General features: G+C 36.5%; 22 protein-coding genes. 20 read left to right on the top strand and 2 right to left on the bottom strand.

Annotation, left to right across the window (positions count from 1 at the left end; all coding sequences use genetic code 11):
* Positions 1 to 2: 2 nt before the first annotated feature.
* The 20 genes from mutS to RYM16_RS00850 all read left to right on the top strand — a co-directional run bounded on the left by mutS (position 3) and on the right by RYM16_RS00850 (position 23,914).
* On the top strand, positions 3 to 2,636 hold the full coding sequence (gene mutS / locus RYM16_RS00945; protein WP_314981808.1) for a DNA mismatch repair protein MutS: 2,634 nt from the start codon (positions 3 to 5) through the stop codon (positions 2,634 to 2,636).
* Positions 2,636 to 4,666, top strand: coding sequence for a DNA mismatch repair endonuclease MutL (gene mutL, locus RYM16_RS00940; protein WP_314981806.1), 2,031 nt, complete (start codon positions 2,636 to 2,638; stop codon positions 4,664 to 4,666). The genes mutS and mutL overlap by 1 nt, the downstream gene beginning before the upstream one ends.
* A gap of 1 nt (position 4,667) precedes the next feature.
* Positions 4,668 to 5,480, top strand: a complete 813-nt coding sequence (locus RYM16_RS00935; protein ID WP_314981804.1) for a class I SAM-dependent methyltransferase — start codon at positions 4,668 to 4,670, stop codon at positions 5,478 to 5,480.
* Entirely contained in the window at positions 5,477 to 6,406 is a 930-nt protein-coding gene (gene miaA / locus RYM16_RS00930; protein ID WP_314357768.1) for a tRNA (adenosine(37)-N6)-dimethylallyltransferase MiaA, read from the top strand. Before RYM16_RS00935 ends, miaA begins: the two co-directional genes overlap by 4 nt.
* A complete protein-coding gene (locus RYM16_RS00925) occupies positions 6,403 to 7,641 on the top strand; it encodes a methionine gamma-lyase family protein (protein WP_314981802.1) in 1,239 nt (412 codons plus the stop codon). Before miaA ends, RYM16_RS00925 begins: the two co-directional genes overlap by 4 nt.
* Before the next feature lie 199 nt (positions 7,642 to 7,840).
* On the top strand, positions 7,841 to 8,902 hold the full coding sequence (gene mnmA, locus RYM16_RS00920) for a tRNA 2-thiouridine(34) synthase MnmA (protein ID WP_314981800.1): 1,062 nt from the start codon (positions 7,841 to 7,843) through the stop codon (positions 8,900 to 8,902).
* A 38-nt stretch (positions 8,903 to 8,940) separates the two neighbouring features.
* A complete protein-coding gene (gene lepA / locus RYM16_RS00915; RefSeq protein WP_009351505.1) occupies positions 8,941 to 10,740 on the top strand; it encodes a translation elongation factor 4 in 1,800 nt (599 codons plus the stop codon).
* A gap of 4 nt (positions 10,741 to 10,744) precedes the next feature.
* Positions 10,745 to 11,929 carry a radical SAM family heme chaperone HemW gene (hemW, locus tag RYM16_RS00910; protein WP_314981798.1) on the top strand — a complete coding sequence of 395 codons (1,185 nt, stop codon included), beginning with the start codon at positions 10,745 to 10,747 and terminating at the stop codon, positions 11,927 to 11,929.
* 81 nt (positions 11,930 to 12,010) lie between these two features.
* Positions 12,011 to 12,613 carry a nitrite and sulphite reductase 4Fe-4S domain protein gene (locus RYM16_RS00905; RefSeq protein ID WP_009351445.1) on the top strand — a complete coding sequence of 201 codons (603 nt, stop codon included), beginning with the start codon at positions 12,011 to 12,013 and terminating at the stop codon, positions 12,611 to 12,613.
* A 371-nt stretch (positions 12,614 to 12,984) separates the two neighbouring features.
* Positions 12,985 to 14,013, top strand: coding sequence for a heat-inducible transcriptional repressor HrcA (gene hrcA, locus RYM16_RS00900; protein ID WP_009351507.1), 1,029 nt, complete (start codon positions 12,985 to 12,987; stop codon positions 14,011 to 14,013).
* Positions 14,013 to 14,558 carry a nucleotide exchange factor GrpE gene (grpE, locus tag RYM16_RS00895; RefSeq protein WP_288991476.1) on the top strand — a complete coding sequence of 182 codons (546 nt, stop codon included), beginning with the start codon at positions 14,013 to 14,015 and terminating at the stop codon, positions 14,556 to 14,558. Before hrcA ends, grpE begins: the two co-directional genes overlap by 1 nt.
* A gap of 27 nt (positions 14,559 to 14,585) precedes the next feature.
* Positions 14,586 to 16,424, top strand: a complete 1,839-nt coding sequence (gene dnaK, locus RYM16_RS00890; RefSeq protein WP_009351438.1) for a molecular chaperone DnaK — start codon at positions 14,586 to 14,588, stop codon at positions 16,422 to 16,424.
* 16 nt (positions 16,425 to 16,440) lie between these two features.
* The gene (gene dnaJ, locus RYM16_RS00885) at positions 16,441 to 17,598 is read left to right on the top strand and encodes a molecular chaperone DnaJ (protein ID WP_314981796.1); all 1,158 of its coding nucleotides are present in this window, start codon (positions 16,441 to 16,443) and stop codon (positions 17,596 to 17,598) included.
* A 55-nt stretch (positions 17,599 to 17,653) separates the two neighbouring features.
* A complete protein-coding gene (locus RYM16_RS00880; RefSeq protein ID WP_314981795.1) occupies positions 17,654 to 18,517 on the top strand; it encodes a 50S ribosomal protein L11 methyltransferase in 864 nt (287 codons plus the stop codon).
* Positions 18,514 to 19,245, top strand: coding sequence for a 16S rRNA (uracil(1498)-N(3))-methyltransferase (locus RYM16_RS00875; protein WP_265137250.1), 732 nt, complete (start codon positions 18,514 to 18,516; stop codon positions 19,243 to 19,245). Before RYM16_RS00880 ends, RYM16_RS00875 begins: the two co-directional genes overlap by 4 nt.
* A 24-nt stretch (positions 19,246 to 19,269) precedes the next feature.
* Complete coding sequence (gene mtaB / locus RYM16_RS00870) at positions 19,270 to 20,565, top strand: tRNA (N(6)-L-threonylcarbamoyladenosine(37)-C(2))-methylthiotransferase MtaB (protein WP_314981793.1); 1,296 nt, start codon at positions 19,270 to 19,272, stop codon at positions 20,563 to 20,565.
* Between the two features lie 11 nt (positions 20,566 to 20,576).
* Positions 20,577 to 20,921 carry a histidine triad nucleotide-binding protein gene (locus RYM16_RS00865; protein WP_009351489.1) on the top strand — a complete coding sequence of 115 codons (345 nt, stop codon included), beginning with the start codon at positions 20,577 to 20,579 and terminating at the stop codon, positions 20,919 to 20,921.
* A 157-nt stretch (positions 20,922 to 21,078) separates the two neighbouring features.
* Entirely contained in the window at positions 21,079 to 21,258 is a 180-nt protein-coding gene (gene rpsU, locus RYM16_RS00860; protein WP_004695751.1) for a 30S ribosomal protein S21, read from the top strand.
* 82 nt (positions 21,259 to 21,340) lie between these two features.
* The gene (locus tag RYM16_RS00855) at positions 21,341 to 21,784 is read left to right on the top strand and encodes a GatB/YqeY domain-containing protein (RefSeq protein ID WP_288991472.1); all 444 of its coding nucleotides are present in this window, start codon (positions 21,341 to 21,343) and stop codon (positions 21,782 to 21,784) included.
* Positions 21,785 to 22,006: 222 nt separating this feature from the next.
* Positions 22,007 to 23,914, top strand: coding sequence for a glutamine synthetase (locus tag RYM16_RS00850; protein ID WP_314981791.1), 1,908 nt, complete (start codon positions 22,007 to 22,009; stop codon positions 23,912 to 23,914).
* A gap of 124 nt (positions 23,915 to 24,038) precedes the next feature.
* Here the strand turns inward: RYM16_RS00850 and RYM16_RS00845 are convergent, their stop codons facing one another.
* Positions 24,039 to 24,434: a phosphate-starvation-inducible protein PsiE gene (locus RYM16_RS00845; RefSeq protein ID WP_105097987.1), complete on the bottom strand. Its 396-nt coding sequence runs from the start codon at positions 24,432 to 24,434 to the stop codon at positions 24,039 to 24,041.
* Between the two features lie 106 nt (positions 24,435 to 24,540).
* Entirely contained in the window at positions 24,541 to 25,056 is a 516-nt protein-coding gene (gene tpx, locus RYM16_RS00840) for a thiol peroxidase (protein ID WP_273298053.1), read from the bottom strand.
* Positions 25,057 to 25,328: the final 272 nt, after the last annotated feature.

Here is a 25,328-nt window from a genome sequence, read left to right as displayed (position 1 = left end):
GTATGGCGAAAAAGCAAACACCTATGATGGAGCAGTATTTAGATATTAAAACTAGATATTCTGATGAATTACTGTTCTTTCGTTTAGGTGACTTTTATGAATTATTTAATGATGATGCATTAGTTGCATCTCGTGAACTAAATATTACCTTAACAGGACGCCCTACAGGAGATGAGGAACGCACACCGATGTGTGGCGTTCCTTTTCATGCTGCTGAAAGTTATATTGAAACACTTGTTAAAAAGGGCTATAAGGTTGCTATTTGTGAGCAATTAGAAGATCCTAAAGCTGTTAAGGGCATCGTTAAACGCGATGTTGTAAAGGTCATTACACCTGGGACGGTAATGACTGAAAATGGTAATGATGCAAGGTCTAATAACTTTTTATCATTGTTTTATATGGTAAAAGACGCATGGATACTCGTGTTTTCTGATGTATCTACAGGGGAGGTTATTTGGCATCGCATTACTAACAGTGACAAACGAAGTGATATGTACGATGCACTCAGTATGTATAGACCAAGTGAAATCATATTGCCTGAAGGGACAACTTTACCGCAAGATATAAAAGATTTCATTGAAAATCAATTTAGTAATGTTGTTTTATCACCATTCACTACGTACTATACACAGCGTGAGGTAGCTGAGAAGGCTGTGAATCACTTTGGTGATTTAGGTCTTATGGAAGAGGATGTATGGGAAGCATTAGGATATATGCTTCTATATTTAGAAGAAATTATTAAGTCTGAAATTTCCCATATTAACTATGTACATCAATTAAGTGTAGGTAATCGTCTGATCTTAGATACATCTTCTTTACGACATTTAGAAATTACCCATAATCTACGTGATGGCGGTCAAAAAGGGACGTTACTCGATGTGCTAGATCGTACATTGACACCTATGGGAGCGCGCCTATTAAAGCAATGGCTTGAAAGTCCGTTGACTGATGTAAATCAAATTCAACGACGTCAAGCGGCCGTGGCAGAACTTATTACACGTGGTGCTGAACGCTCTCATATGCGTAGTTTATTAGATTGTATTTATGATTTTGAGCGCATCGTAGGTCGTGTAGAAACAGGTTCTGTATCGCCTAGAGATTTAACGGCTCTTCGTGAATCTTTGGCGGTATTACCAGATATGAAAGATGTATTAGGTACATGCTCAAGTTTAGCATTAACATCCATTAATGATCGCATCCAAGATCATAAAGACATTTATGATTTATTATGCCATGCTATTGCTGACCAACCAGCATTGACATTAAAAGAAGGCCGCGTCATTAAAGATGGTTTTAATCCGGATTTAGATGAACTACGTTCTTTAGCTACTAATAGCGAGCAGTGGCTAGCTAAGATGGAAGCTGATATTAAAGAGGCTACTGGTTTATCTAAAATTAAAACTGGTTATAATAAGGTATTTGGATATTACTTTGAAGTATCCCATAGTAAATCTGAACAAGTACCTGATTACTTTATTCGAAAACAAACTTTAGCTAATGCAGAGCGTTATATTACGCCTGAGTTAAAGGAGTTTGAAATCAAAATTCTTAGCGCTAAAGACAAGATTATCGCTTTAGAGCATGAATTATATCAACAATTACGAAATGATATAAAACTCGTTATTAAAGATGTACAAGAAACAGCTCGTGCTCTTGCTGAGCTTGATGTATTGTGTTCTTTGGCACTAGTAGGTTACGAAGAGAATTATATTTGCCCTACCATTGTAATGAATGGCCAAATCAATATTCGAGATGGTCGTCATCCTATTATTGAAAAATTCTTGAAGCGTGAAGTTTTTGTACCAAATGATATCGTTCTAAATCACGATGATGAGGAATTCTTGCTCATTACAGGCCCTAATATGGCCGGCAAATCAACATATATGCGTCAAGCTGCTATTTTGATGATTATGGCTCAAATAGGCTCCTTTATTCCTGCCCGTGAAGCATCTATTTCTCCAGTGGATCGCATCTTTACACGCGTAGGTGCTAGTGATGATATTTCTACTGGTCAAAGTACTTTTATGGTGGAAATGAAAGAGGTAGCCTATATCTTAGAAAATGCTACCCATAATAGCTTGATTATTCTAGACGAAATTGGTCGTGGCACTAGTACATTTGATGGTTTAAGTATTGCCCAAGCCGTAGTTGAGCATATTTGTAAGCATATTCACGGCAAGACATTATTTGCTACCCATTATCATGAGCTAATTTGTTTAGAAGAAAGCTATAGTAAATTAAAGAATTACACTGTAGCTGTAAAAGAAAAAGGTAAGGATGTTGCATTCTTGCGCCGTATCATCAGAGGTGGTGCAGACCGTAGCTATGGTATTCATGTAGCGAGATTGGCAGGCTTACCAAATTCTGTGTTAAAACGTGCAGAGGTAATTTTGGAATCATTGGAAGATCAAAGTCATGATACTAGTGATTTAAATAACCGTGTAATTGGTGGACAATCTACTAATGTGGTTAAAACGACTACAAAACAAGCCAGTGATTCACCACTAGGTAACTTATTTACTCATTCTGTAGTCGATAGCTTACTCGAAGTGGATGTAATGAGTATGACACCGATTGAAGCATTAAATAAATTATATGAACTACAAGAGGAGGCTCGTAAAGGAGGCGGGAAATAATGGCAACCATTCATGTATTGGATGAAACCACAATCAATAAAATAGCTGCTGGCGAAGTTGTGGAACGTCCCGCATCAGTTATTAAAGAGCTCATTGAAAACTCCATTGATGCGTCCGCCACTAATATTGAGGTTGAAATCGGCGATGGCGGTGTAGCTTATATGCGGATTACCGATAATGGTATCGGTATGACAGAGGAAGATGCACGCCTGGCAATTTTGCGTCATGCTACCTCTAAAATACAACAGGTAGAAGATTTATTTGATATTGCTTCTCTAGGCTTTCGTGGGGAGGCATTGGCTAGTATTGCCTCTGTATCTCATTTCTCTTTAACTACACGAAAAGCAGACTCCGATTTAGGAACTCGCATTACTGTTGACGGTGGTACATTTACCGATTGTATTCCTTATGGTGCTGCACCGGGTACGACTATTGAAATAAGAGATTTGTTCTACAATACGCCAGCCCGTCGCAAATTCTTGAAATCAGAGCGTACAGAATCTTCTAAAATTCAAGATATTGTAGGCAAACTTGCCCTTAGCAATCCACATATTTCTTTTAAACTCATCGTAGATGATCGGGTAGCTATAGTTACACCTGGCAATGGTAATATTGGTGATACAGTAGCTGCATTATATGGCTATAAAACAAAGGATGACATTTTCACTGTTGCTTATGAAAGTGACTCTATTTATATCGATGGTGTAGTGAGTAAACCTACCCTTCTTAAAAGTACTAGAATTTGGCAAACTATTATCGTTAATAACCGTGTTATTTCCGATAAAACAATAATGAAGGCTATCGATAATGCTTACCATGCATTGTTACCTAAAAACGGTCATCCTTTAGTAGTACTTAATATTACTGTACCTGCTGGTATGGTAGATATTAACGTACATCCTCGTAAGAGTGAAGTTAAATTCTCTGATGATAAGATTATATTTAAAGCAGTTTACCACGGTATTTTAAATGCTTTAAATAATCCACTTCATGAGCGATATGAACGGGAGTCATCTGCCTATATGGGCATAAGTGAGTCATTGTCAAAAGATAGTAGTAATACCCACAATACGGCTATCAACCAAGGAGATGACAATACTAATATCTCTCATGGCAATAGTACATATGATTCGTATAGAACACCTTCTGTTGTACAAGATGAGATGCAGTCTGCTGAGCATATAGCTACTGCGGTAGATTATGACAAAGTATTTGGTAGTCGCCGTACTAAAGGTTACGAAGTCATGCGCGGTGAGACTACACAGTTTGTAGAGAGTCTTAAAACTAAGGGTTTTACACCACCTCCGCCAAAGGCTACTTATGAACAGTCGTCCTTTACAGACGAAAGCTTCGATGCTGTTCCTACTGAATATACTAGTTATACGAAGGAAGACGTTGAGAAATTTAAGTCTTTAGCTCAAGATATTCGTGAAGAAAATATAGAGGAGCGTACCATTCAAAATTCTGGATTCTTACCTATGGGCCAAGTAGCTTCTTGTTATATTTTGGCTAAAAAAGGTGATGATCTCTATATTATAGATCAACATGCAGCACATGAACGTGTACGTTATGATAAGCTTTGTAAGTCTTCTGAATCCATTCCTATGCAATCTATCCTTGTGCCTCAATATAGTGAGGCTACTGACGATGAAATGAATTTGGTAGAGGAAGAGCGAGAAACCTTACTAGATCTTGGATTTGATGTAGAGTTAGGTGGTCCTACGAAAATAAAATTAGTAGGGGCGCCTGTAGATTTAGTAGAGTCAAAGGCTTTTGAAATTCTCCAATATGTATTTTCTTACTTACACGAACATCAACAGCCTACTAAGGCTCAGTTACGTCATGAAATGCTAGCCTATGCATCTTGTAGAGGGGCCATTAAGGCAGGTCATAATTTAAATATGTATCAAATGACTACCTTAATTGAGGATTTATTTAGTACTGAAAAACCGTACGTTTGTCCACATGGTCGCCCAACGATTATAAAATTTACGCCTGATGAATTAGGTAAGTTATTCTTACGGTCTTAACATGAATATTTTAACTACAGCTCAAAAATCTAATGAGGCCATTCAAGAGGAAGCCAAAGTTTTGGCTTCCTCTATGCATATGACCTATATAAAACGAGGCAAAACATCGATACTAGCCTTATTCGGTAAGTATCAATGCGAATATATTGCGGTTCTTGCTGGTTCTGGATTAACGATTCATTTTCCAGAAAATCAACAACATACCTTTCATTTGTCTATGGCTCAATTACGTATATTACGTTTACAACGTGGTGAAGGCGATCATCTAGTTAATGCGGTACAAGTCATATTAGATAAAAAAGGATTATCTAATAAAGCTAGATTTACGTTTTTAGATTGTACAATTGGCCTTGGTAGTGACAGTATTATAGTGAGTTATGGTTACCCACAGGCTCAAATAACTGGCCTAGAAGGGTCTTTACCTATATGGCTTGCTACTAGTCATGGTTTAGCTCATTATATTCATAGTGAGGATAGTGTAACGAATGCATTGCGACGTATTAAAGTAAATCATGATACCTTTGAACACTATTTACCAAATCTATCTGACAATAGTATTGATATTATTTATTTTGATCCTATGTTTGAAGTTCCTGTAGAGGAAAGTCCTCAATTCAAACCTCTTCGAGGACATACTGTGGAAAGTCATATAGATGATAAAATCATGGCACAGGCTATGCGTGTTGCCACGTATGGTGTTATTATTAAAGAACGACCATTTAGTTCGGTCTTTCAAAACTATCCACCCCATCAATGGGTGGGCGGAAAATATAGTCGTATAGGCTATGGTGTATATATGAAGGAGTTAATGTGAATCCCTTAATTACCATCGTTGGACCAACGGCGGTAGGTAAAACAGATCTTACCTTGGACTTAGCAGAACAGCTACATGCTGAGGTTATTTCTGGTGATGCTTACCAAGTATATAAACAACTCAATATTGGTACTGCTAAACCATCAGCGGATGAACTTAAGCGGGTAAAACATCATCTTATCGATATATTAGAACCAAATGATTCATATTCAGTGTCTATTTTCCAAAATCAAGCTAAAGAGATAATTGGTAGATTAAATGACAGGAATATTCTACCTATTTTATCTGGTGGTACCGGGTTATATGTTCAATCGTTATTAGAGAACTATAACTTTAATGACGTTAAGCCTGATGAAAATTTACGATTAGAACTAGATGAGCTATTTAATACTAAAGGTATTGATGGTTTACGAGAATATGCTTTCACATTAGGAACAAAACACAATATAGAAATTCAATATAATGATAAGCATCGTTTATATCGAGCTATTGAAATATTGCATCATGGCGATGTAGATTCGTTACGTAATCAGACTAAAGATGGCATATCTTATAAAGGGCCTGTTATTGGTCTTATGAGAAATCGTGATCAGTTATATGAACGCATTAATTTACGCGTCGATATGATGTTTGCTGCAGGCTTAATTGAAGAGGTTGAGCAACTTGTTAAGTCCGGTGTAAATCCTGATTGCCAAGCCTTTAAGGGGATTGGTTATAAAGAGGTTGTAGACTATATAAATGGCACTATTAATCTTGATGAATGTAGAGATTTGATCAAGAAAAATACTCGTCACTTCGCAAAGCGACAAATCACTTGGTATAAGCGCATGCCATATATTGAATGGATTCATATTGATAATAATACATCTAAAGATTTTATATTTAATAAAGCTATGGAATTAATTCGTAGAGAAGGATTAGCATGACATTAGAAGAAATACGTAGTAAAGCCCTTGAGATGGCTGAACCTGAATTTAAAAAGTTTGAACCTATTGCATTAGCCAATACAAAAAAGGTATTAGAAGCCTTTAAAGAGTGCCAAGTATCTGACTATCATTTTACAGGTACTACTGGTTATGGTTATAACGATGTGGGCCGTGAGAAGTTAGACGAAGTATTCGCTTATGTATTTAAAGGTGAAAAAGCCATCGTTCGTCCCCATTTTGTATCTGGTACTCATGCACTAGCAACAACGTTGATTTCTTTAATGGGGAATGGTTCAAAAGGGACTGAGTTTATCTATGCAGTAGGGGCTCCATACGACACGATGCAGTCTGTTATCGGTGCATCTCGTGAGGTGCGTGGCTCTCTAATAGAAAAGGGGTTTACCTATACTGAGGTACCGTTAAAGGACAATACCTATGATGTAGAAGCCATTGCTAATGCTGTTAATGACAATACGCGAGTAGTAGTGATTCAACGCTCTCGTGGTTATAGTACGCGTGAACCATTATCTATTGCAGATATTAAGATTATTGTAGATGCTGTAAAAGCTAAAAACTCGAATACGATTTGTTTTGTAGATAATTGTTATGGTGAGTTTACAGAACTGCAAGAACCTTTAGAAGCTGGTGCAGATATTATGGCTGGTTCACTCATTAAGAATGCAGGGGGCGGCTTAGCACCAACAGGTGGCTATATCGTAGGTCGTGAAGACTTAGTAGAAGATGCAGCGTACCAACTCACTGCTCCAGGACTTGGTGATCATATGGGCTCATATGCGCCTGGTTACCGTTTATTCTTCCAAGGCTTGTTTATGGCTCCTCACGTAGTATTACAAGCTCTTAAAGGGGCTGTATATACAGCTGCAGTAGGTGAATTGTTAGGGTATGATGTATTCCCTAAGGTAAATGCTGATCGCTATGATTTAATTCAAGCTATTAATCTAAAAAATGGAGAAGAAATGGAGCACTTCTGTGTAGGTATGCAAGCATATTCTCCTGTAGATGCTCACGTACATCCTATTCCTGGTGATATGCCTGGGTACGAAGATAAAATCATCATGGCTGGTGGTACCTTTGTACAAGGCTCTTCTATTGAATTAAGTGCAGATGGTCCTGTTCGTCCTCCGTATACAATTTTCATGCAAGGTGGACTTGTATTTGAACATTCCATGCTAGGTATTTTAGGTGCTGCAGAAGAATTACTAAAACATAGATAATAATTAGAATCTCTTTCTTTTGATGAAAGGGATTCTTTTTATTTCAAATCTTTTCAATGTACCTAATTCTAGGCTATAATATAAGTTGCTATAATTTCATAGCAATACTACTCGGACTTTTACACCGAACTAGTGTTTTACACGTCAGGCTTTCACCCTGATTAGTTTTATGATCAAGAGATCATTAAAAGGAGAAAGTATGGAAAAAGTTATCGCTGTAGCTATGAGTGGCGGCGTAGATAGTTCTTTAACTGCTGCAATGCTACTAAAACAAGGCTATAAAGTATTTGGTATTACCCTATGGTTGTGGGTGAGTGGTACACCTTATGATTCAGTACCTCTCGCTGTAACAGATGCTAAGAAGATGTGTGATTTTCTTGGTATTGAGCATCATGTTATTGATGCTCGCGATGTATTCTACGAGAATGTAGTAGATTACTTTGTAAAAGAATATGCCTATGGTCGTACACCAAATCCTTGTGTATTCTGTAATAAAAATATCAAATTTGATTTGATGCTCAACCGTGCTCTTGAACTTGGAGCCACTCATATGGTTACAGGTCATTATGCACAAGTTAATTTCAATGAAGAAACAGGTTTATATGAATTACATAAAGGCGTTGATCCTACCAAAGACCAAAGCTATGTCATGTACAATATGAACCAACGCATTTTGAGTCACCTCATGTTCCCACTAGGTGGACAATGTAAGACTGAAACACGTAAACTAGCTGCTGAATATGATTTACCAGTAGCGAAGAAACCAGATAGCGTAGATATTTGTTTTTTGCCTCATGGTAACTATCAAAAGCTGGTAGTAGAAGAAATGAAGGCAAAACCAAAAACTGGTAATATTGTTACTGAAGATGGTGAGGTATTAGGTAAGCATAATGGCTTATTTAATTACACTATTGGTCAACGTAAAGGTCTTGGTATTGCATATAAGCACCCATTATACGTTATTGGCTTTAACGGTGATCGCAACGAGGTTATCGTAGGTCCTAATGAACGACTCTTTACAAATCGTATGATTTGTAAGTTCTATAATTTCCTGGATGATACAATTCATAAAGAATTAAAAGCAGAAGGTAAAATTCGCTATGCAGCAAATCCTTCACCTTGTACTGCACGTATCTTAGATGATGATACGATGGAAGTTATCTTCGAAGAACCACAACGGGCTATAACCCCAGGTCAGTCCGTAGCCTTTTATAATGGCACTCAACTATTAGGAGGTGCTGTTATCGATCGCGTATGTTAGAAAGGAGAATACAAGTTCCTTGAACTTGTTTACATAGTATGTCAACGAAAAAGATTCGAAACTTCTGTATTATAGCTCATATTGACCATGGTAAATCTACCATAGCCGATAGATTAATTGAATATACTGGCACATTACAAAAGCGTGAAATGGAGGCTCAAGTTTTGGACTCCATGGATTTAGAACGAGAACGTGGTATTACTATTAAAGCGCAATCTGTTCGAATTTTGTATAAAGCACAAGATGGAGAAGAGTATACTTTGAATCTCATCGATACTCCGGGTCATGTGGATTTCAGCTATGAAGTTTCTCGTTCTCTTGCAGCTTGTGAAGGTGCATTACTAGTAGTAGATGCTGCACAAGGTGTAGAGGCTCAAACGTTGGCAAATGTGTATCTCGCTTTAGAACATGATCTTGAAATTATTCCTGTTATCAACAAAATTGACTTGCCTTCTGCAGATCCTGATCGAGTAAAACATGAAATTGAAGATATCATTGGTTTAGACGCATCTGATGCTGTATTATGTTCTGCTAAATCTGGTATCGGTATCCCTGATATTTTAGAAGCTATTGTAAATAAGGTGCCTGCGCCACCAGATAAATCCGATCAACCTACGAGAGCTTTGATTTTTGATAGCCGCTTTGATTCCTATAAAGGTGCTATTGCGTATGTACGCGTAAAAGAAGGCACTATCAAGGCAAAAGATACCATTCGCATGATGCATGATAATAAGGATTTTGATGTAACTGAGCTCGGTATCTTTACACCAAATCTTGTGCCTGTTCAGGAATTACCATGTGGTTCTGTAGGTTGTATTGCGGCAAGTATTAAGAATGTAGCAGACTGTCATGTAGGTGATACGGTAACATTGGCAAACAATCCTGCAACAGAACCATTGCCAGGTTATCGCAAAGCTGTATCTATGGTATACTGTGGTCTCTATCCGACAGAGTCTAAAGATTACGAAAATCTTCGTGATGCATTAGAAAAATTACAGCTTAATGATGCTGCCTTAGAATATGAAGCCGAAACATCCTTGGCATTGGGTTTTGGTTTCCGTTGTGGCTTCCTTGGACTTTTACATATGGACGTTATTCAAGAACGGTTAGAGCGAGAATATAATTTAACGCTCATTACGACCGCTCCATCTGTAAACTACAAGGTATATAAAACAAATGGAGAAATGCTAGAAGTAGATAATCCTGCTAAATTGCCACCTCCTACAGAAATCGACTACATTGAAGAACCTTATGTAAAAGCTACTACTATTGTACCTAAAGACTTTGTTGGTACTATTATGGAGTTATCTCAAGATAAACGTGGTGAATATCAATCTATGGAATATTTGGATGAAACACGTGTATCTGTTGTATATCACTTGCCATTGAGTGAAATTATTTACGACTACTTTGATAAATTGAAATCTGCTACCAAGGGTTATGCTTCTCTTGACTATGAATTGATTGGCTATAAACAGTCTCCAATGGTTAAGATGGATATTCTGTTAAATGGTGATCCAGTAGATGCGTTATCCATTATCGTACATAAGGATCGTGCTGCAACACGTGGTCGTGCATTAGCAGAAAAATTAAAAGAACTCATTCCTCGTCAAATGTTTGAAATTCCTATTCAAGCAGCAGTAGGTACAAAAATTGTGGCTCGTGAGACTGTAAAAGCGTGGCGTAAAGACGTTTTGGCGAAGTGTTACGGCGGTGATATTTCTCGTAAACGTAAACTCTTAGAAAAACAAAAAGCTGGTAAGAAACGTATGAAGTCTGTGGGCTCTGTAGAGATTCCACAAGAAGCATTTATGGCTATTCTCAAGGTTGAGGACTAATATAATGAAAACAGATTCTAATATCCTGAATCTGTCTACACTTGGGGATATGGGCTTGTATGTCCATATCCCTTTTTGTAAACAGAAATGTATGTATTGTGATTTTCCAGCCTATCAAAATTTACAAGATTATTACGAAACTTATGTATATGCATTAGTACAAGAAATGGATTTGTGGGTTTCGGAACACCCAGAGTCTAAATCTAAACCTATTGATACTATTTATTTTGGTGGTGGTACACCTACTGAATTATCAATTCAACAGTTACAGATGATTGTAGATAAAATCAAAAGTACTTTTACTATTACTGACGATTGTCATATGACTATAGAGTCTAATCCTGGTGAAATAGATCTACAGTATCTAACTCAGTTAGTTAAACTAGGTTTTAATCGCATTAGTTTTGGTGTTCAAACCTTTGATGATAAGGCGCTTACCATGCTGCATCGCAGTCATAATGGGGAAAAGGCTAAACAAGCTGTTTATGAAGCTAAAGAGGCAGGCTTTACAGATATCAATATAGATTTGATTTATGGTTTGCCACGACAAACATTAGAAGATATTCAACATAATTTACATATCCTTAAAGATTTACCAATTAATCATATTTCTACGTATGGCTTACAAGTAGAGGTAGGAACATATTTATATCATTTAGTTCAAAAGAATCTTATTTCTATTCCTAGTGAAAGCATTGATGAAGCGATGTATGATACAATGATGGAAGGATTGAAAAATCAAGGTTTTGAACGATACGAAATTTCTAATTTTGCTAAAGATAGTTCTTATAGCTGTCATAATTTAAAATATTGGCACTATGTAGACTACTTAGGATTTGGTGCTGGTGCTCATTCCTTCTATGATGGTATTCGCCGTAGCAACAACCGAAATGTGATGCCTTATATACAAGCGGTTGATCGATATACTATGCCTACTATCGATACAGAGACTATTACTGTAGAGCGCGCGCAAGAGGACTTTTGCTTCTTAGCGCTTCGCACTAAGTGGGGCCTTGATGAGCAAAAATTTGAGGATAGATTTGGCGTATCTGTTCATAATTTATTTGGCAATATATTAGAAGATTTAGTTACTAAAGGCTTATTAGAGTATCAAAATGGTAGTTATCATTTAAGTTTTGAAGGGGCTAAGCATGGTAACTATGTATTTAGTCAATTTATTCGAGAGTAATTTCTCACAGTTTCTCAAAATCTAATATGTTAGTATAAATAGGATGATGATGAATAAGCATGCTAGATTTGAGGAGGAACGATGAAGACATCTGTCATAATACACGGTTTACATAATGAATTTACTTTAGATCAAATGAAGGCATGCATAGAATTAGCTGAAAAATATGGTGGATCTTTCCGCCATGTAGTAACTGGTTTACAAATTACCGGTATTGAAAAAGACGATAAGGAAAAACTTATCTCTGAATTACCAGAAGGCGTGACTACAGTTGTTCATAGAGGTGTAAATTCTTTAATTGCCTGCGTAGGTAAAGGCTATTGTAAAAATGGCCAAATGGAAACTAAAGAATTGGCTGATTATGTAGAGAGAAAACATTACGGACGAAAAACATCACACAAGTGCAAAATTGGCATCAGTGGATGTGGTCGTAATTGCCCAGATGCAATGGTAAAAGATATTGCCTTTATTGGAACCTCTAAAGGTTATATGCTTGCAGTTGGTGGTAATACAGGAATTAAGCCTGAAGCAGGGACTATATTAGCTAGAAATCTAACAGTAGAACAAGCTAAAAAAGCTGTCGATATTTTAGTTGATTGGTACGCTGAACACGGTGAACCTCGTGAGCGTATGGGTAAATTATTAGCTAGATTAGGGAATCCACTGGAAGGTATAGAGCTATAATTATTTAGTTGTAATAGTAATAAAACATCATAATCGAATAGTCCCAAATTTTTCCGTAACGATAACAATTTAATCCAATACATTAAAACACTTATACTATTTTATAGGTTTACCAAATTTATTAATTAGATTAAATCAATTTAATTAATAAATTTAGAAGATGACATAAAGTGAGATAGTATAAGTGTTTTCTTATTGCTATACTTTGATTTTTTGACTAATTACTTGAAAATATATAATTGTCTTTTTGACTAAACAGATATTATTTGACTTTTTCGGTATTTTTTTCGCTTGACAATTTTTACCAATGTGATAATATTATACATGCGATTAGCACTCAAAGTTTATGAGTGCTAACAAGAGGTGTCATTATGGATGAAAGAAAACAGCGCATCTTGCGAGCCATAATTGAAGACTACGTTAAATCCGCAGAACCTGTAGGGTCTCGAACGATTGCTAAGAATTATGATCTTGGTATTAGTCCTGCTACAGTACGGAACGAAATGTCCGATTTAGAGGAATTAGGCTATTTAGAGCAACCTCATACATCGGCTGGACGTATTCCTTCAGCTAAGGGCTATCGCTTATATGTTGATTCCATGTTGAGTCAACAACCTGTTCCATTACAGGATGCTGAAAAAATTGAAATGTTATGGAAACATTCCAATGGATCGACGAGTGAGCTCTTCTTAAATATGGCTAAACTACTTTCACAAGTGAGCCATAGCATGAGTTTATTCTTGGCACCAGCCCATGATAGAGCATTAATTAAATACATTCATGTATTACCGCTAGATAGTCATCAAGCCATTATGGTAGTTATCACCGAAACAGGTGCACTTGATAATGAGCTGATGTACTTTGGTGAAAGTATTTCACCAGAACTTTTACAAAGTCTAGCTATGCAATTTAGCAATGCATTACAGAATGTAAGTATTGGTCATGTAACGGCTGAAGCACTTGGAAACTTATTGATTCATATGGAAGGTCCGCAGGGGATTTTATTAATCCTTTCGGAAACATTATTACGAGCTATTAATAAACGTAAGTTGTTCTATTCGGTAGGTACCACAGAGTTGTTAAATCAACCAGAGTTTAAGTCTGTTGAAAAGGTACAACCCTTGCTTTCATTAGTGGAAGAACAAAATCAATTGGGACAGTTATTAAAAGATGATTCACCAACACCAGTTAAGGTTAAGATTGGTATAGAGAATGAAACAGAAGCACTACAATCGATGAGTGTGGTACAAGCTGATTTTACTAATCAAGATCAGCCTATAGGAACTCTTGCTATTCTAGGACCAACGCGAATGGAATACGGCCGAATTATCGGTATGCTATCTCATATGAAACATATAATGGAAACTATGGTAAAAGAACAAAATAGAAAGGGCATATAATGGCTGAAGAACAAGACATTAAACAAGAAACAGTTGATGAAACAGTTGATGCTACAAATGTAGAGGAAACAACTGTGGAAGCAACTGAAGAAGTTGTGGCTGATGCTGCTCAAGTATTAGAAGAACTTAAAGCCGACTTTGATAATCGCTATAAGCGTTTACAAGCGGACTTTGAAAACTTCAAGCGGCGTACTAACCAAGAAAAAGAGCAACTTGCTGGATATGTTAAAGGGGATGTATTAACAGATCTTCTTCCTGTATTGGATAACTTTGAACGGGCTGTTCAAAGTCCAGCAGAAGGGGAAGCAAAATTATTCCTCGATGGATTTATTATGATTCATCAAAACTTGATGGCAATGTTATCTAAACATGGATTAGCTGTTATTGAAGCAGTAGGTCAACCATTTGATCCAAATTTCCATCAAGCAATCATGCGAGTACCTTCAGATGAATTTGAATCTGATACGGTATGTGAAGTATTACAAACTGGCTACACTGTTGATGGTCGTTGTATACGTCCAGCAATGGTAAAAGTTGTTGAATAGATTATAAAGTTTTAGGAGGCATATATTATGGCAAAAGTAATTGGTATTGACTTAGGTACTACAAACTCTTGTGTTGCGGTTATGGAAGGCGGCGAGCCTACGGTTATTACTAACCAAGAAGGCGCTCGTACAACTCCTTCCGTTGTTGGTTTCGCTAAAAATGGCGAACGTTTAGTTGGTCAACTGGCTAAACGTCAAGCTGTATCTAACCCAGAAAACACAATCATTTCTATTAAACGTCACATGGGTACAGACTACAAAGTAACTGTAGAAGATAAGTCTTATACTCCTCAAGAAATTTCTGCAATGATTCTTCAAAAAATCAAAGCTGATGCAGAAGCATATTTGGGTGAACCTGTTAAACAAGCAGTTATCACAGTTCCTGCATACTTTACAGACTCCCAACGTCAAGCTACTAAAGACGCTGGTGCTATTGCTGGTCTTGAAGTACTTCGTATCATCAACGAACCTACAGCAGCAGCTCTTGCATATGGCGTAGATAAAGATGAAGATGGTAAAGTTCTCGTATTCGACCTTGGTGGTGGTACATTCGACGTATCTATCCTTGAACTTGGCGATGGCGTATTCGAAGTATTAGCAACATCTGGTAACAACCACCTTGGTGGTGATGACTTCGACCAACGCATTATGAACTACTTAATCGAAGAATTCAAAAAAGAATCTGGTATCGATTTATCCAATGATAAATTAGCTGATCAACGTTTAAAAGAAGCGGCTGAAAAAGCAAAAATTGAATTGTCTGGCGTAGCTAGCACAAACATCAACTTGCCATTCATCACAGCTGATGCTACAGGTCCTAAACACTTAGACGTAACATTAACTCGTGCTAAATTTGAAGAATTGACTGCTGACTTGGTACAAGCAACAATCGAGCCTACTCGTAAAGCTATGCAAGACGCTGGTCTTTCCGCTTCTGATATCGATAAAGTATTGTTAGTTGGTGGTTCTAGCCGTATTCCAGCTGTACAAGATGCTATTAAAAAAGTATTAGGTAAAGAGCCAACTAAAAACGTTAATCCTGATGAATGTGTTGCTATCGGTGCAGCAATTCAAGGTGGTGTATTAGTAGGTGAAGTTAAAGACGTATTGTTGCTTGACGTAACTCCATTATCCCTTGGTATCGAAACAATGGGTGGTGTATTCACACGTATTATCGATCGCAACACTACAATTCCTACATCTAAATCCCAAGTATTCTCCACTGCTGCAGATAATCAACCATCTGTAGATATCCATGTTTTACAAGGTGAACGTGAGTTCGCAGCAGATAATAAAACATTGGGTCGCTTTAACTTGGATGGTATTCCAGCAGCTCCTCGTGGGGTTCCTCAAATCGAAGTAACATTCGACATCGATGCTAACGGTATCGTACATGTAAAAGCAAAAGATTTGGGTACTCAAAAAGAACAAAAAATTACAATCACTTCTTCTAGCGGATTAAAAGAAGACGAAATCGATCGCATGGTTAAAGAAGCTGAAGCACATGCAGCAGAAGACAAAGCTAGAAAAGAAGAATTAGATATTAAAAATAATGCAGATTCCTTGGTATACCAAGCTGAAAAAGCATTGAAAGAACTTGATGGTAAAGGCGACACAGCTTTGTTGAAAGAAGTTGAAGAAGCAAAAGATAAATTGAAAAAATCTATCGAAGCAGGCAACATCGAAGATATCAAAAAAGACAGTGAAGCTTTGGAACAACCATTACACAAATTAGCTGAACAAATGTATGCAGCTGCTCAACAAGCACAACAAGCTGCTGGTGGTGCTGAACAAGGCCAACAAGCAAAAGCTGATGACAATGTAGTTGATGCTGATTACACTGTAGTGGATGACGAAAAGAAATAAGAAGGGTTGGTAACTAATGGCACGAGATTATTATGACATCCTAGGGGTTAGCAAAAACGCCTCTCAAGATGAAATTAAAAAAGCCTTCCGTAAAAAGGCACGCCAATACCACCCTGACGTAAATAAAGACAATCCAAAGGAAGCAGAAGCGAAGTTTAAAGAAGCAAACGAAGCTTACGAAGTATTGTCTGACGAAACTAAAAAAGCTCAATATGACCAATTCGGCCACGACGCCTTCAAACAAGGAGGCGGCGCTGGCGCCGGTGGTTTCCAAGGCGGCTTTGGTGGTTTTGGCGGTCAAGCTGGTGGCTTTGGTGATATCTTTGGCGATATTTTTGGTGGCATGTTTGGCGGTGGTCGCCAACAACAAGGTCCTCAAAAAGGTAATGACTTGCGTGAAGATATCGATATTTCCTTTGAAGATGCAGCCTTTGGTAAGTCTATGGAAATCGAAGTGCATCGTCATGAAGAATGTGATCACTGTCATGGTACTGGTGGTGAGCCAGGCTCTCGTGTCGATACTTGTCCAAACTGTCATGGTTCTGGTCAAGAAGCGGTTATTCAAAATACTCCATTTGGGCGTATGCAATCCGTTCGCACTTGTTCTCGCTGTCATGGTACTGGTAAAAGCATTGAAAAACCTTGTTCTAAATGCCGTGGTACAGGTGAAATGCTTGCAAAACGCAAGATTTCTATCAAGATTCCAGCAGGTGTAGATAGTGGTTCTCGCTTACGTGTAGCTAATGAAGGGGAACCAGGTATTTTGGGCGGTCCTAAGGGTGACCTTTACGTATATATCTTTGTTCGTCCTCATAAGGAATTTGAGCGAAATGGTAATGATGTTATTAGCCGTGCGAATATTAGCTTTGCTCAAGCTGCTCTTGGTGCGACTATACAAGTTAACACCTTAGATGGTAAAGTAGAGTTAAAGATTCCGGAAGGTACTCAAACGGGAACGGCATTCCGCGTAAAGGGCAAAGGTATTCCATATTTGCGTAACCCTAACCAAAGAGGGGACCAACATATTGTGGTAACTGTCCAAACGCCTAAGAAGTTGACCGATACTCAACGTGAGTTATTATTACGCTTTGCAAACGAAAGTAACGAAGATGTAAATAACTTACAAGTGAGCAAAAGTCTCTTTGAAAAAATTAAGGACGCTTTGACTAAATGAACAGCTCATGTGAAGGAATGGTTTGTTCCATCACATTCCCTATAAAGGAGCATATATGCAGTGGATAGAAATATCCATTGTCTGTGAAAGAGTAGCCACCGATGAGGTGACTACTCTTTTTGACGATTACGCAGACAATGGAATTATAGAAGAAGATATTGAAAAACAACCTAATTTAATAAAATTAACGCTCTACGCTGATCCAACACTTGATGCCGATATGATTAAAGAAGACTTAGAAAAACGTCTTACAGAGGCAAATATTACGGTGAAATCAATAGATGCTCATATACTAGACGAATCTACGTGGTTAAATTCTTGGCAACAATATATTGAGCCTACAGAAATATTACCAAATATAGTAATTAAACCTGCATGGCAAGAATATGATAACGTCGATAATAAAACAATTATAGAAATCGATTCAGACATTTCCTTTGGCACTGGTTCCCATGAAACGACTAGAACGTGTGCAGAGCTGTTAAAAGTTTATAGTGAATCTATGGATCTTGATAAGGTTACATGTTTAGATATCGGTACAGGTACAGGGATACTTTTATTAGTAGCCGCCCAATTAGGTATAAAACATTTAGTAGGTATTGATATTGAGGAATACGCAGCCAATCAAGCAAAAATTAACTGTGAAAACAATGAAGTACATGCCGAAATTATTTGTGGTAATTTAGATACGGACTTTGAAGGTACTGCTCAATTAATTTTAGCTAATTTAACGGTAGACCCTTTGAAGATATTGTTACCACAAATAGGTAAGAAACTTGAAGATAATGGCATTTTAATCATTAGTGGTATTATTGATGATCGGTATGATGAAATCTTGCCGTATATCACTGAACATTGGCATATTATAGAGGAACGCGTGGCGGGCCCTTGGCATACCTTTGCGTTAGAAAAGCTATGAAGAAAATATTTATCCCTACACCATTAGATGAAATAATACAATTACCAAAAGATGTGACACATCATGTGTTACATGTATTTCGTCATAATATGGAGAAACCCATTACTGTAACGGGCAGTGATAATCGTTGTGGTATTTATCAGATTACCGAAGAAGTTGATGGTCTAGCACAAGCTAAACTTATTGAATATGTCGAGTCTGATGCATCATCATATCGAACTATTCTTGTTCAATCCTTATTGAAAGGCGAAAAGTTAGAATGGGTATTACAAAAGGCGACAGAGTTAAATGTAGATACCATTTATCTTGTATCTACGGCAAACTGTGTAGCTAAATATGATGATAAGAAACTACAATCAAAAGTCAGTCGTTGGGAAAAAATTATGCTAGAAGCAGCCCAACAATGTGGGCGTAATCAACTGCCCACACTTGTGGTAGGTGAAAAGCTTTCACAAGTACTTGCAATCGAGGATGATGCATTTAAACTAGTAGCTTATGAAAATGAAGAGGGTCATACTATTAAGACTGCACTTGAATCAATACATAGTAATCAAAATATAACTGACATTCTCATTTGTATTGGTCCTGAAGGGGGCTATCAAGAGAAGGAAATCAATGCTATTATAGAGAGTGGTGGAAAATCAGTTTCTCTTGGTAATACTATTTTACGAGCAGAAACTGCTGCCATTGGATCATTAGCGATGATTCAATATGAATTAGAACTATAAATTAAACAAGAATAGAGAGGTGCAATGAAAACCGTTGCTTTTACAACCTTAGGCTGTCGTGTCAATCAGTATGACACAGATGCTATGAAAGGTTTATTTTTACAAAATAATTACGAAGCCGTAGACTTCGATGAAAAAGCTGATATATATGTAATTAATACATGTTCTGTAACCAATATGGGGGAAAAGAAATCCCGTCAATTGATTCGGAAAGCAAAACGCCAAAATGAAGATGCTTATGTAATCGTTACTGGTTGTTATGCTCAGCTTGATCCAGATGCGATTGCGGCTATTGACGGTGTTAACCTTGTTATTGGTACAAATAATCGATCTAAAATCGTTGAGCTAGTGGAGCAATTAGAATCTACAGAACGTCAAATCAATGCTGTTAGAGATATTATGAAAGAGTCTAATTTTGAGGAAATGCCATTATTTGGTAATGAATCAGATAAGGCTCGAGCTTTCATGAAAATTCAAGAAGGATGTAATAACTATTGCTCTTTCTGCATCATTCCATATACTCGTGGTAAACTGAAATCTCGTAAAATTGAAGATATCGTAGAAGAAGCTAAGCGTTTAGTAGACCATGGCTTCCACGAAATCGTACTAACAGGTATTCATTTAGGTAATTATGGTGTGGAATTACCAGGTAGACCTACCTTGGCTGATGTAGTAAAAGCCTTATTAGAAATACCTGAGTTATATCGTATTCGTTTTGGATCTATTGAATCTGTTGAGGTTTCTGATGAGCTAGTAGAATTAATGGCTACAGATAAACGAGTATGTCCAAATCTTCACCTGCCATTACAAGCGGGTTCAGACCATGTATTACAATTGATGAGACGTCATTATACATTACAAGAGTATAAAGATCTCATTGCCAAGTTGCGTTCTCGCATTAAAGATTTATCTATTACGACTGATATCATTGCAGGTTTCCCACAAGAAACAGATGAAGATTTTGAAGAAACATTGAATACAGTACGTGAAATTGGGTTTACCCATATTCACGCTTTCCCATATTCTATTCGTGAAGGTACACCGGCTGCAACTATGCCTGATCAAGTACCTGAGGCCGTTAAAAAGACTCGTGTTGCACTGTTAAATGGTCTTAGTGAATCAGGTTATGAAGCATACGCTAAGTCTCGCATTGGTAAGCCTGGTGAGATTCTCATCGAAAAGGAAGAGAATGGATACTATATGGGCTTAACAAATGAGTATGTAAATGGTAAAGTAAAGTCTGATGGATTACATAAGATTGGTGATCTAATCGGAGGTACTGTTATAGGTTTAGAAGATAATTATTTAATTATTGAATAAGGAGTCTAATTATGAGCGATTGCATTTTCTGTAAAATTATTAATGGTGAAATTCCTTCCAATAAAGTATTAGAAAACGATAAATTCTATGCATTCCATGATATTCAACCGGTGAAAAAGGTCCATGTTTTAATCGTGCCTAAAAACCATGTATCTAATATTGCACATCTTACAGAAAAGAATGCTGACTATGTAGAAGGTTTGCTACCATTTGTTCGTGATGTAGCTAAAGAATTAGGTATTTCTAAAGATGGTTATCGCTTGATTTTTAACACTGGCGGTAAAGCTGGTCAAACTGTATTCCATATGCATGCCCATCTATTAGGTGGCGAGGAAATGGGCTGGCCAGAAGCTTAACATTGTGTATAATGTATTATTTTTATAATACTTATTAAAATTCCTATAAAATATACCGGAAAATATTGACAACATCTATACCTATACATATAATATTATATGTGCGTATGTAAATTATCAGCACTTCCCGAGATTAATTTTGGAGGGAGGGATATAGATGTCTGAAATCAAAGTCGGTAAAAACGAAACGCTTGAAAGTGCTCTTCGTCGATTCAAACGCTCCTGCCAAAAAGCGGGTGTTTTGTCTGAAGTAAGAAAACGTGAACACTACGAAAAACCAAGCGTAAAAAGAAAGAAAAAATCTGAAGCAGCAAGAAAACGCAAATTCAGAGCATAAGATGATTACCCTAATTCTGCCTTTTCATGGCTTCATGAAATCCAGAATTGGGGTTTCTTTATTTTATAAACAAGGAGGAACTATGAGCTTAAAAGATCAATTAAAAGAAGATATGAAAGCGGCTATGAAAGCTCGTGAAGAAGGAAAAACTGCTTTATCTGTAATTCGTATGGTTAATAGCGCTATTAAAAATACAGAAATTAACGACAAGGTAGAACTTGATGATAATGGTATTCTTGGTATATTGGCAAAAGAAATGAAAACTCGTCAAGACTCTTTAACCGAGTTTGAAAAAGCTGGTCGTGAAGATTTAATTAGTCATGTTAAAGAAGAAATGGCAGTATTACAAAAATACTTACCAGAACAGCTTTCTGAAGATGAAATTCGCACAATTGTACAAGAAGCAATAACTGCGTGTGGTGATAGCGTAAATATGGGTAATGTTATGAAACATGTTATGCCTAAAACTAAAGGCCGTGCAGATGGTAAAGTAGTTAATAATATTGTTAAAGAATTGCTTGGTTAATGATATTGTTAAATTTACTATGACTAACTAATTGTACTGAAAATACATTGATTCTAATATAGCTTTTAAAAGATAAAAATTCTATAGAAGTTTATTGACATATATTTTCAACATATGATAATATGAATTCAACAAAATAATTAGTCAACGAAGACTCCACTTTAGATATATGTAAGCGTATATCTATTTGTTGGAGTCTTTTTTATTTTAGGAGGAACAGATATGGCTACTACTAATCATGAATTATTGTATTATATTCCTGCAGGCCAATACGGTAAAGAAGGTGTACTCGCATTATTAGAACAGCATCCAGAAATTAAATTCGTATCTTTAGTAGGTATTGATTTAGCAGGTAATGATACAGATGAAAAAATTCCTATGTCTGCCTTCTTTGATGACTATGAATCCTTCTTTGAAGGTCGTGCAGTTCAAACAGATGGTTCTTCTGTAGTATTAACAAATATTGCTACATTAAATAATGCTCGTGTAGATATGTGGGGTGACCCAAGTGTAAACTGGTTCGTAGATTACAACTATGAAAATATTGATCCTGCAACAGGCTTACCAACTGGTACACTACGTATTCCTGCTTTCTTGATGCACAATTACCGTTACGTAGATTCTCGTTCTATTTTGAAACGCAGCTGTGACTATGTAAAAACTGAATTATTAAATTTAATTAAAGAACATGGCTTGCCAGGTATGCCACATGTTAAATCTGATGATGTAGTAGATATTATTTTTACATCCGCTACAGAGTTAGAGTTCTGGGTTAAAACGCCTGCTAGAACAGTTACTAAGAAAGAATTATCTGTATCTCAAAAATTACAAGAACAATATTGGCAACGTACACATGGCACCGTTCGTACTGCTTTAGAACAAGCTGTTGAACGTCTTGATAAATATGGCATGGTTGCTGAAATGGGCCATAAAGAGGTAGGCGGCGTTAAAGCTAAACTTGACGAGTTCGGCCATGAAGCTGTTGTACTTGAACAATTAGAAATTGACTGGAAATTCTGTAATAATCCATTACAAACTGCAGACAATGAATTGCAAGCCAGAATTATAGTACGTGAAGTATTCCGTGAAAACGGTCTTGATGTAACTTTTAATGCTAAACCAATTATCGGTGTTGCTGGTTCTGGTGAACATACTCACTTTGGTGTAATGGCAAAACTTAAATCTGGTAAATTAGTTAACTTATTTAGCCCAGAAGATATGCGTAAAGAGGCTTGTAGCTCTTTGGGTATTGGTGCAATTATGGGTCTCTTAAAACATTATGAGGCTATTAATCCATTCATTAGCTCCACAACAGATGCTTTAAACCGCTTAAAACCAGGCTTCGAAGCACCAGTATGTATTGTAACATCCTTTGGTACCGATCCATCCGAACCAAATCGTAACCGTACAATTCTTTGCGGTTTAATTCGCGATATCGATAATCCAATGGCTACACGTTTTGAATTGCGTTCTCCAAATCCATACACTAATACATATACTGCATTAGCATTGATTTTCGTTTCTGCTTTTGATGGTATGAAATATGCTATTACTTGTGGTAAAACTCAAGCTCAATTATTAGCTGAGATTTCTAAAGAGGTTGGCGAATCAGCAGATTATCTTGATACTAATCGCGCTTACCGTACAGAAAAAGATGTATTTGATGATTTCACACAAGAAGAACGTAATCAAATGTTCGGCGTAGCTCCTGCTACGGTATGGGAAAATGTAAAAGGTTACTATAACAATCCTGAATTAGTAGAAACATTATCTCAAGGTGATGCTTTTGCTAAAGATTTGATGGAATCCTTCATCGCATCTATTTTAAAACGTTGGGAACTTGTTCTAGCTAATCGTTTGATCCCAAATAATCTCGATGCAGTTCGTAATATGGTTGCTATTCACACAGATAGTCGTAACAGCGTAGATGATAAACGTTTTGCTGAAGTTAACGATTTACGTTTCTACCTTGCTAAAGATAGTGATGATCGCAAATCTTTATTCACACGTTTAACAGAAGCTTTAAATGCTAGTGAATATGATTTAGCTTCCAAATTACAAATTGAAATGAATGATAAAATGGAAGAACTAGAGGCTAAATACGCTAATTACGCTAAAAATATTTTCTAAGATAGTAGGCCATATTTAAATCACATAACATGAAAATGAAAAAGAGACTCTACCAATAGGTAAAGTCTCTTTTTCATTAGTCATATAATATGGTCTTTATATATAGACGAACAAATATATAATATTATTCTTTATTATTAAGGAATCTTTCTACTAAAACTAAACAACATACTAATACAAAAATAGAAATAGACCATAATAACATATCTAAAGCCGATTCATGATCTATAATGAGTAACCGAACTAATGCAGTAATGCCAATATATAAGAAAAAATCAAGAGGGAAATGGAAGTTGTTCTTAAAATACTTTACGATGAGTGCAATAAACTCAAAGTAAAGGAAGAAGGTAATTAATTCTTCAATCAATAAATCATATGTGCTATAGCCTTGAATATTAGCCCATGCAATGAAACCAAAGTTTATTAAACTATTAATCATTGCAATGCATAGACCAATGCCCACACCTATAAGGGCAATATTTTTAATGGTTAATAGAAGACGAGAAATACGAATCCACATAAATACTCCAATTAAAATATAATTACAACACAACACATAAAAAAGACCGTACACCGTACGGTCTTTTTAACGTCTATATAATATAAACGAATTAATAATCCAACAATTAGATATCAGCTTTAATAGCTTCTAATGCAGCGTCAAAGTTAACTGCTTGAGTTACTTCAGGTACGTATTCAACATAAGTTACTTTGTTGTCTTTGTTGATTACTACAACACCACGAGATAAAAGACGAAGTTCTTCGATCAAGAAACCATAGTTTTCACCGAAGGAAGCATCTCTGTGGTCGGATAAAGTAATAACTTTATCTACGCCAGCAGCACCACACCAACGTTTTTGAGCGAATGGCAAGTCCATAGATACTGTCAATACTACAACGTCTTCGGAAAGAGAAGTTGCATCTTGGTTGAACCAACGAGTTTGAGCGTCACAAACGCCTGTATCAAGGGAAGGAACAACGGAGATAACTTTTACTTTACCTTCGAAATCTTTTAATGTTTTAGGTTGTAAGTCATTGCCAATTACTGTGAAGTCTGGAGCTTGTTGACCTACTTTAACTTCTGGACCAACTAATGTGATAGGGCCACCTGCAAATGTTACTACGCCAGTACGTTTTTCCATGTTGTATTCCTCCTAAGAGTTTTAATTCCAATTTATTAAAGATACGTTTTGTATCTATGCATAGTATAACACTTACATTACTATAAGTAAACTAAAAAATTCGATATAGTGTAATTATACGTATAGGTGTATTAATGAATAGCCGAAAAATGTGTATACTATAAAGAGTACATTTACATCAATATTACTTTAATTTATATATACTAATTTATGATTCGAATTTTTATTCTATTCAATTAGTAGTAAATCACTATTAAGGTATCTAATATTTA

The organism is uncultured Veillonella sp. (assembly GCF_963524655.1).
GTDB lineage: Bacteria > Bacillota > Negativicutes > Veillonellales > Veillonellaceae > Veillonella.
The sequence above is the reverse complement of the archived record's forward strand: the minus strand, read 5'-3'. Positions and strand labels throughout refer to the sequence as shown.

Bases quoted from the DNA above. Each gene is read 5' to 3' on its own strand.
- mutS (WP_314981808.1), top strand. From the start codon at position 3: ATGGCGAAAAAGCAAACACCTATGATGGAGCAGTATTTAGATATTAAA.
- mutL (WP_314981806.1), top strand. From the start codon at position 2,636: ATGGCAACCATTCATGTATTGGATGAAACCACAATCAATAAAATAGCT.
- RYM16_RS00935 (WP_314981804.1), top strand. From the start codon at position 4,668: ATGAATATTTTAACTACAGCTCAAAAATCTAATGAGGCCATTCAAGAG.
- RYM16_RS00925 (WP_314981802.1), top strand. From the start codon at position 6,403: ATGACATTAGAAGAAATACGTAGTAAAGCCCTTGAGATGGCTGAACCT.
- mnmA (WP_314981800.1), top strand. From the start codon at position 7,841: ATGGAAAAAGTTATCGCTGTAGCTATGAGTGGCGGCGTAGATAGTTCT.
- lepA (WP_009351505.1), top strand. From the start codon at position 8,941: ATGTCAACGAAAAAGATTCGAAACTTCTGTATTATAGCTCATATTGAC.
- hemW (WP_314981798.1), top strand. From the start codon at position 10,745: ATGAAAACAGATTCTAATATCCTGAATCTGTCTACACTTGGGGATATG.
- RYM16_RS00905 (WP_009351445.1), top strand. From the start codon at position 12,011: ATGAAGACATCTGTCATAATACACGGTTTACATAATGAATTTACTTTA.
- hrcA (WP_009351507.1), top strand. From the start codon at position 12,985: ATGGATGAAAGAAAACAGCGCATCTTGCGAGCCATAATTGAAGACTAC.
- grpE (WP_288991476.1), top strand. From the start codon at position 14,013: ATGGCTGAAGAACAAGACATTAAACAAGAAACAGTTGATGAAACAGTT.
- dnaK (WP_009351438.1), top strand. From the start codon at position 14,586: ATGGCAAAAGTAATTGGTATTGACTTAGGTACTACAAACTCTTGTGTT.
- dnaJ (WP_314981796.1), top strand. From the start codon at position 16,441: ATGGCACGAGATTATTATGACATCCTAGGGGTTAGCAAAAACGCCTCT.
- RYM16_RS00880 (WP_314981795.1), top strand. From the start codon at position 17,654: ATGCAGTGGATAGAAATATCCATTGTCTGTGAAAGAGTAGCCACCGAT.
- RYM16_RS00875 (WP_265137250.1), top strand. From the start codon at position 18,514: ATGAAGAAAATATTTATCCCTACACCATTAGATGAAATAATACAATTA.
- mtaB (WP_314981793.1), top strand. From the start codon at position 19,270: ATGAAAACCGTTGCTTTTACAACCTTAGGCTGTCGTGTCAATCAGTAT.
- RYM16_RS00865 (WP_009351489.1), top strand. From the start codon at position 20,577: ATGAGCGATTGCATTTTCTGTAAAATTATTAATGGTGAAATTCCTTCC.
- rpsU (WP_004695751.1), top strand. From the start codon at position 21,079: ATGTCTGAAATCAAAGTCGGTAAAAACGAAACGCTTGAAAGTGCTCTT.
- RYM16_RS00855 (WP_288991472.1), top strand. From the start codon at position 21,341: ATGAGCTTAAAAGATCAATTAAAAGAAGATATGAAAGCGGCTATGAAA.
- RYM16_RS00850 (WP_314981791.1), top strand. From the start codon at position 22,007: ATGGCTACTACTAATCATGAATTATTGTATTATATTCCTGCAGGCCAA.
- RYM16_RS00845 (WP_105097987.1), bottom strand. From the start codon at position 24,434: ATGTGGATTCGTATTTCTCGTCTTCTATTAACCATTAAAAATATTGCC.
- tpx (WP_273298053.1), bottom strand. From the start codon at position 25,056: ATGGAAAAACGTACTGGCGTAGTAACATTTGCAGGTGGCCCTATCACA.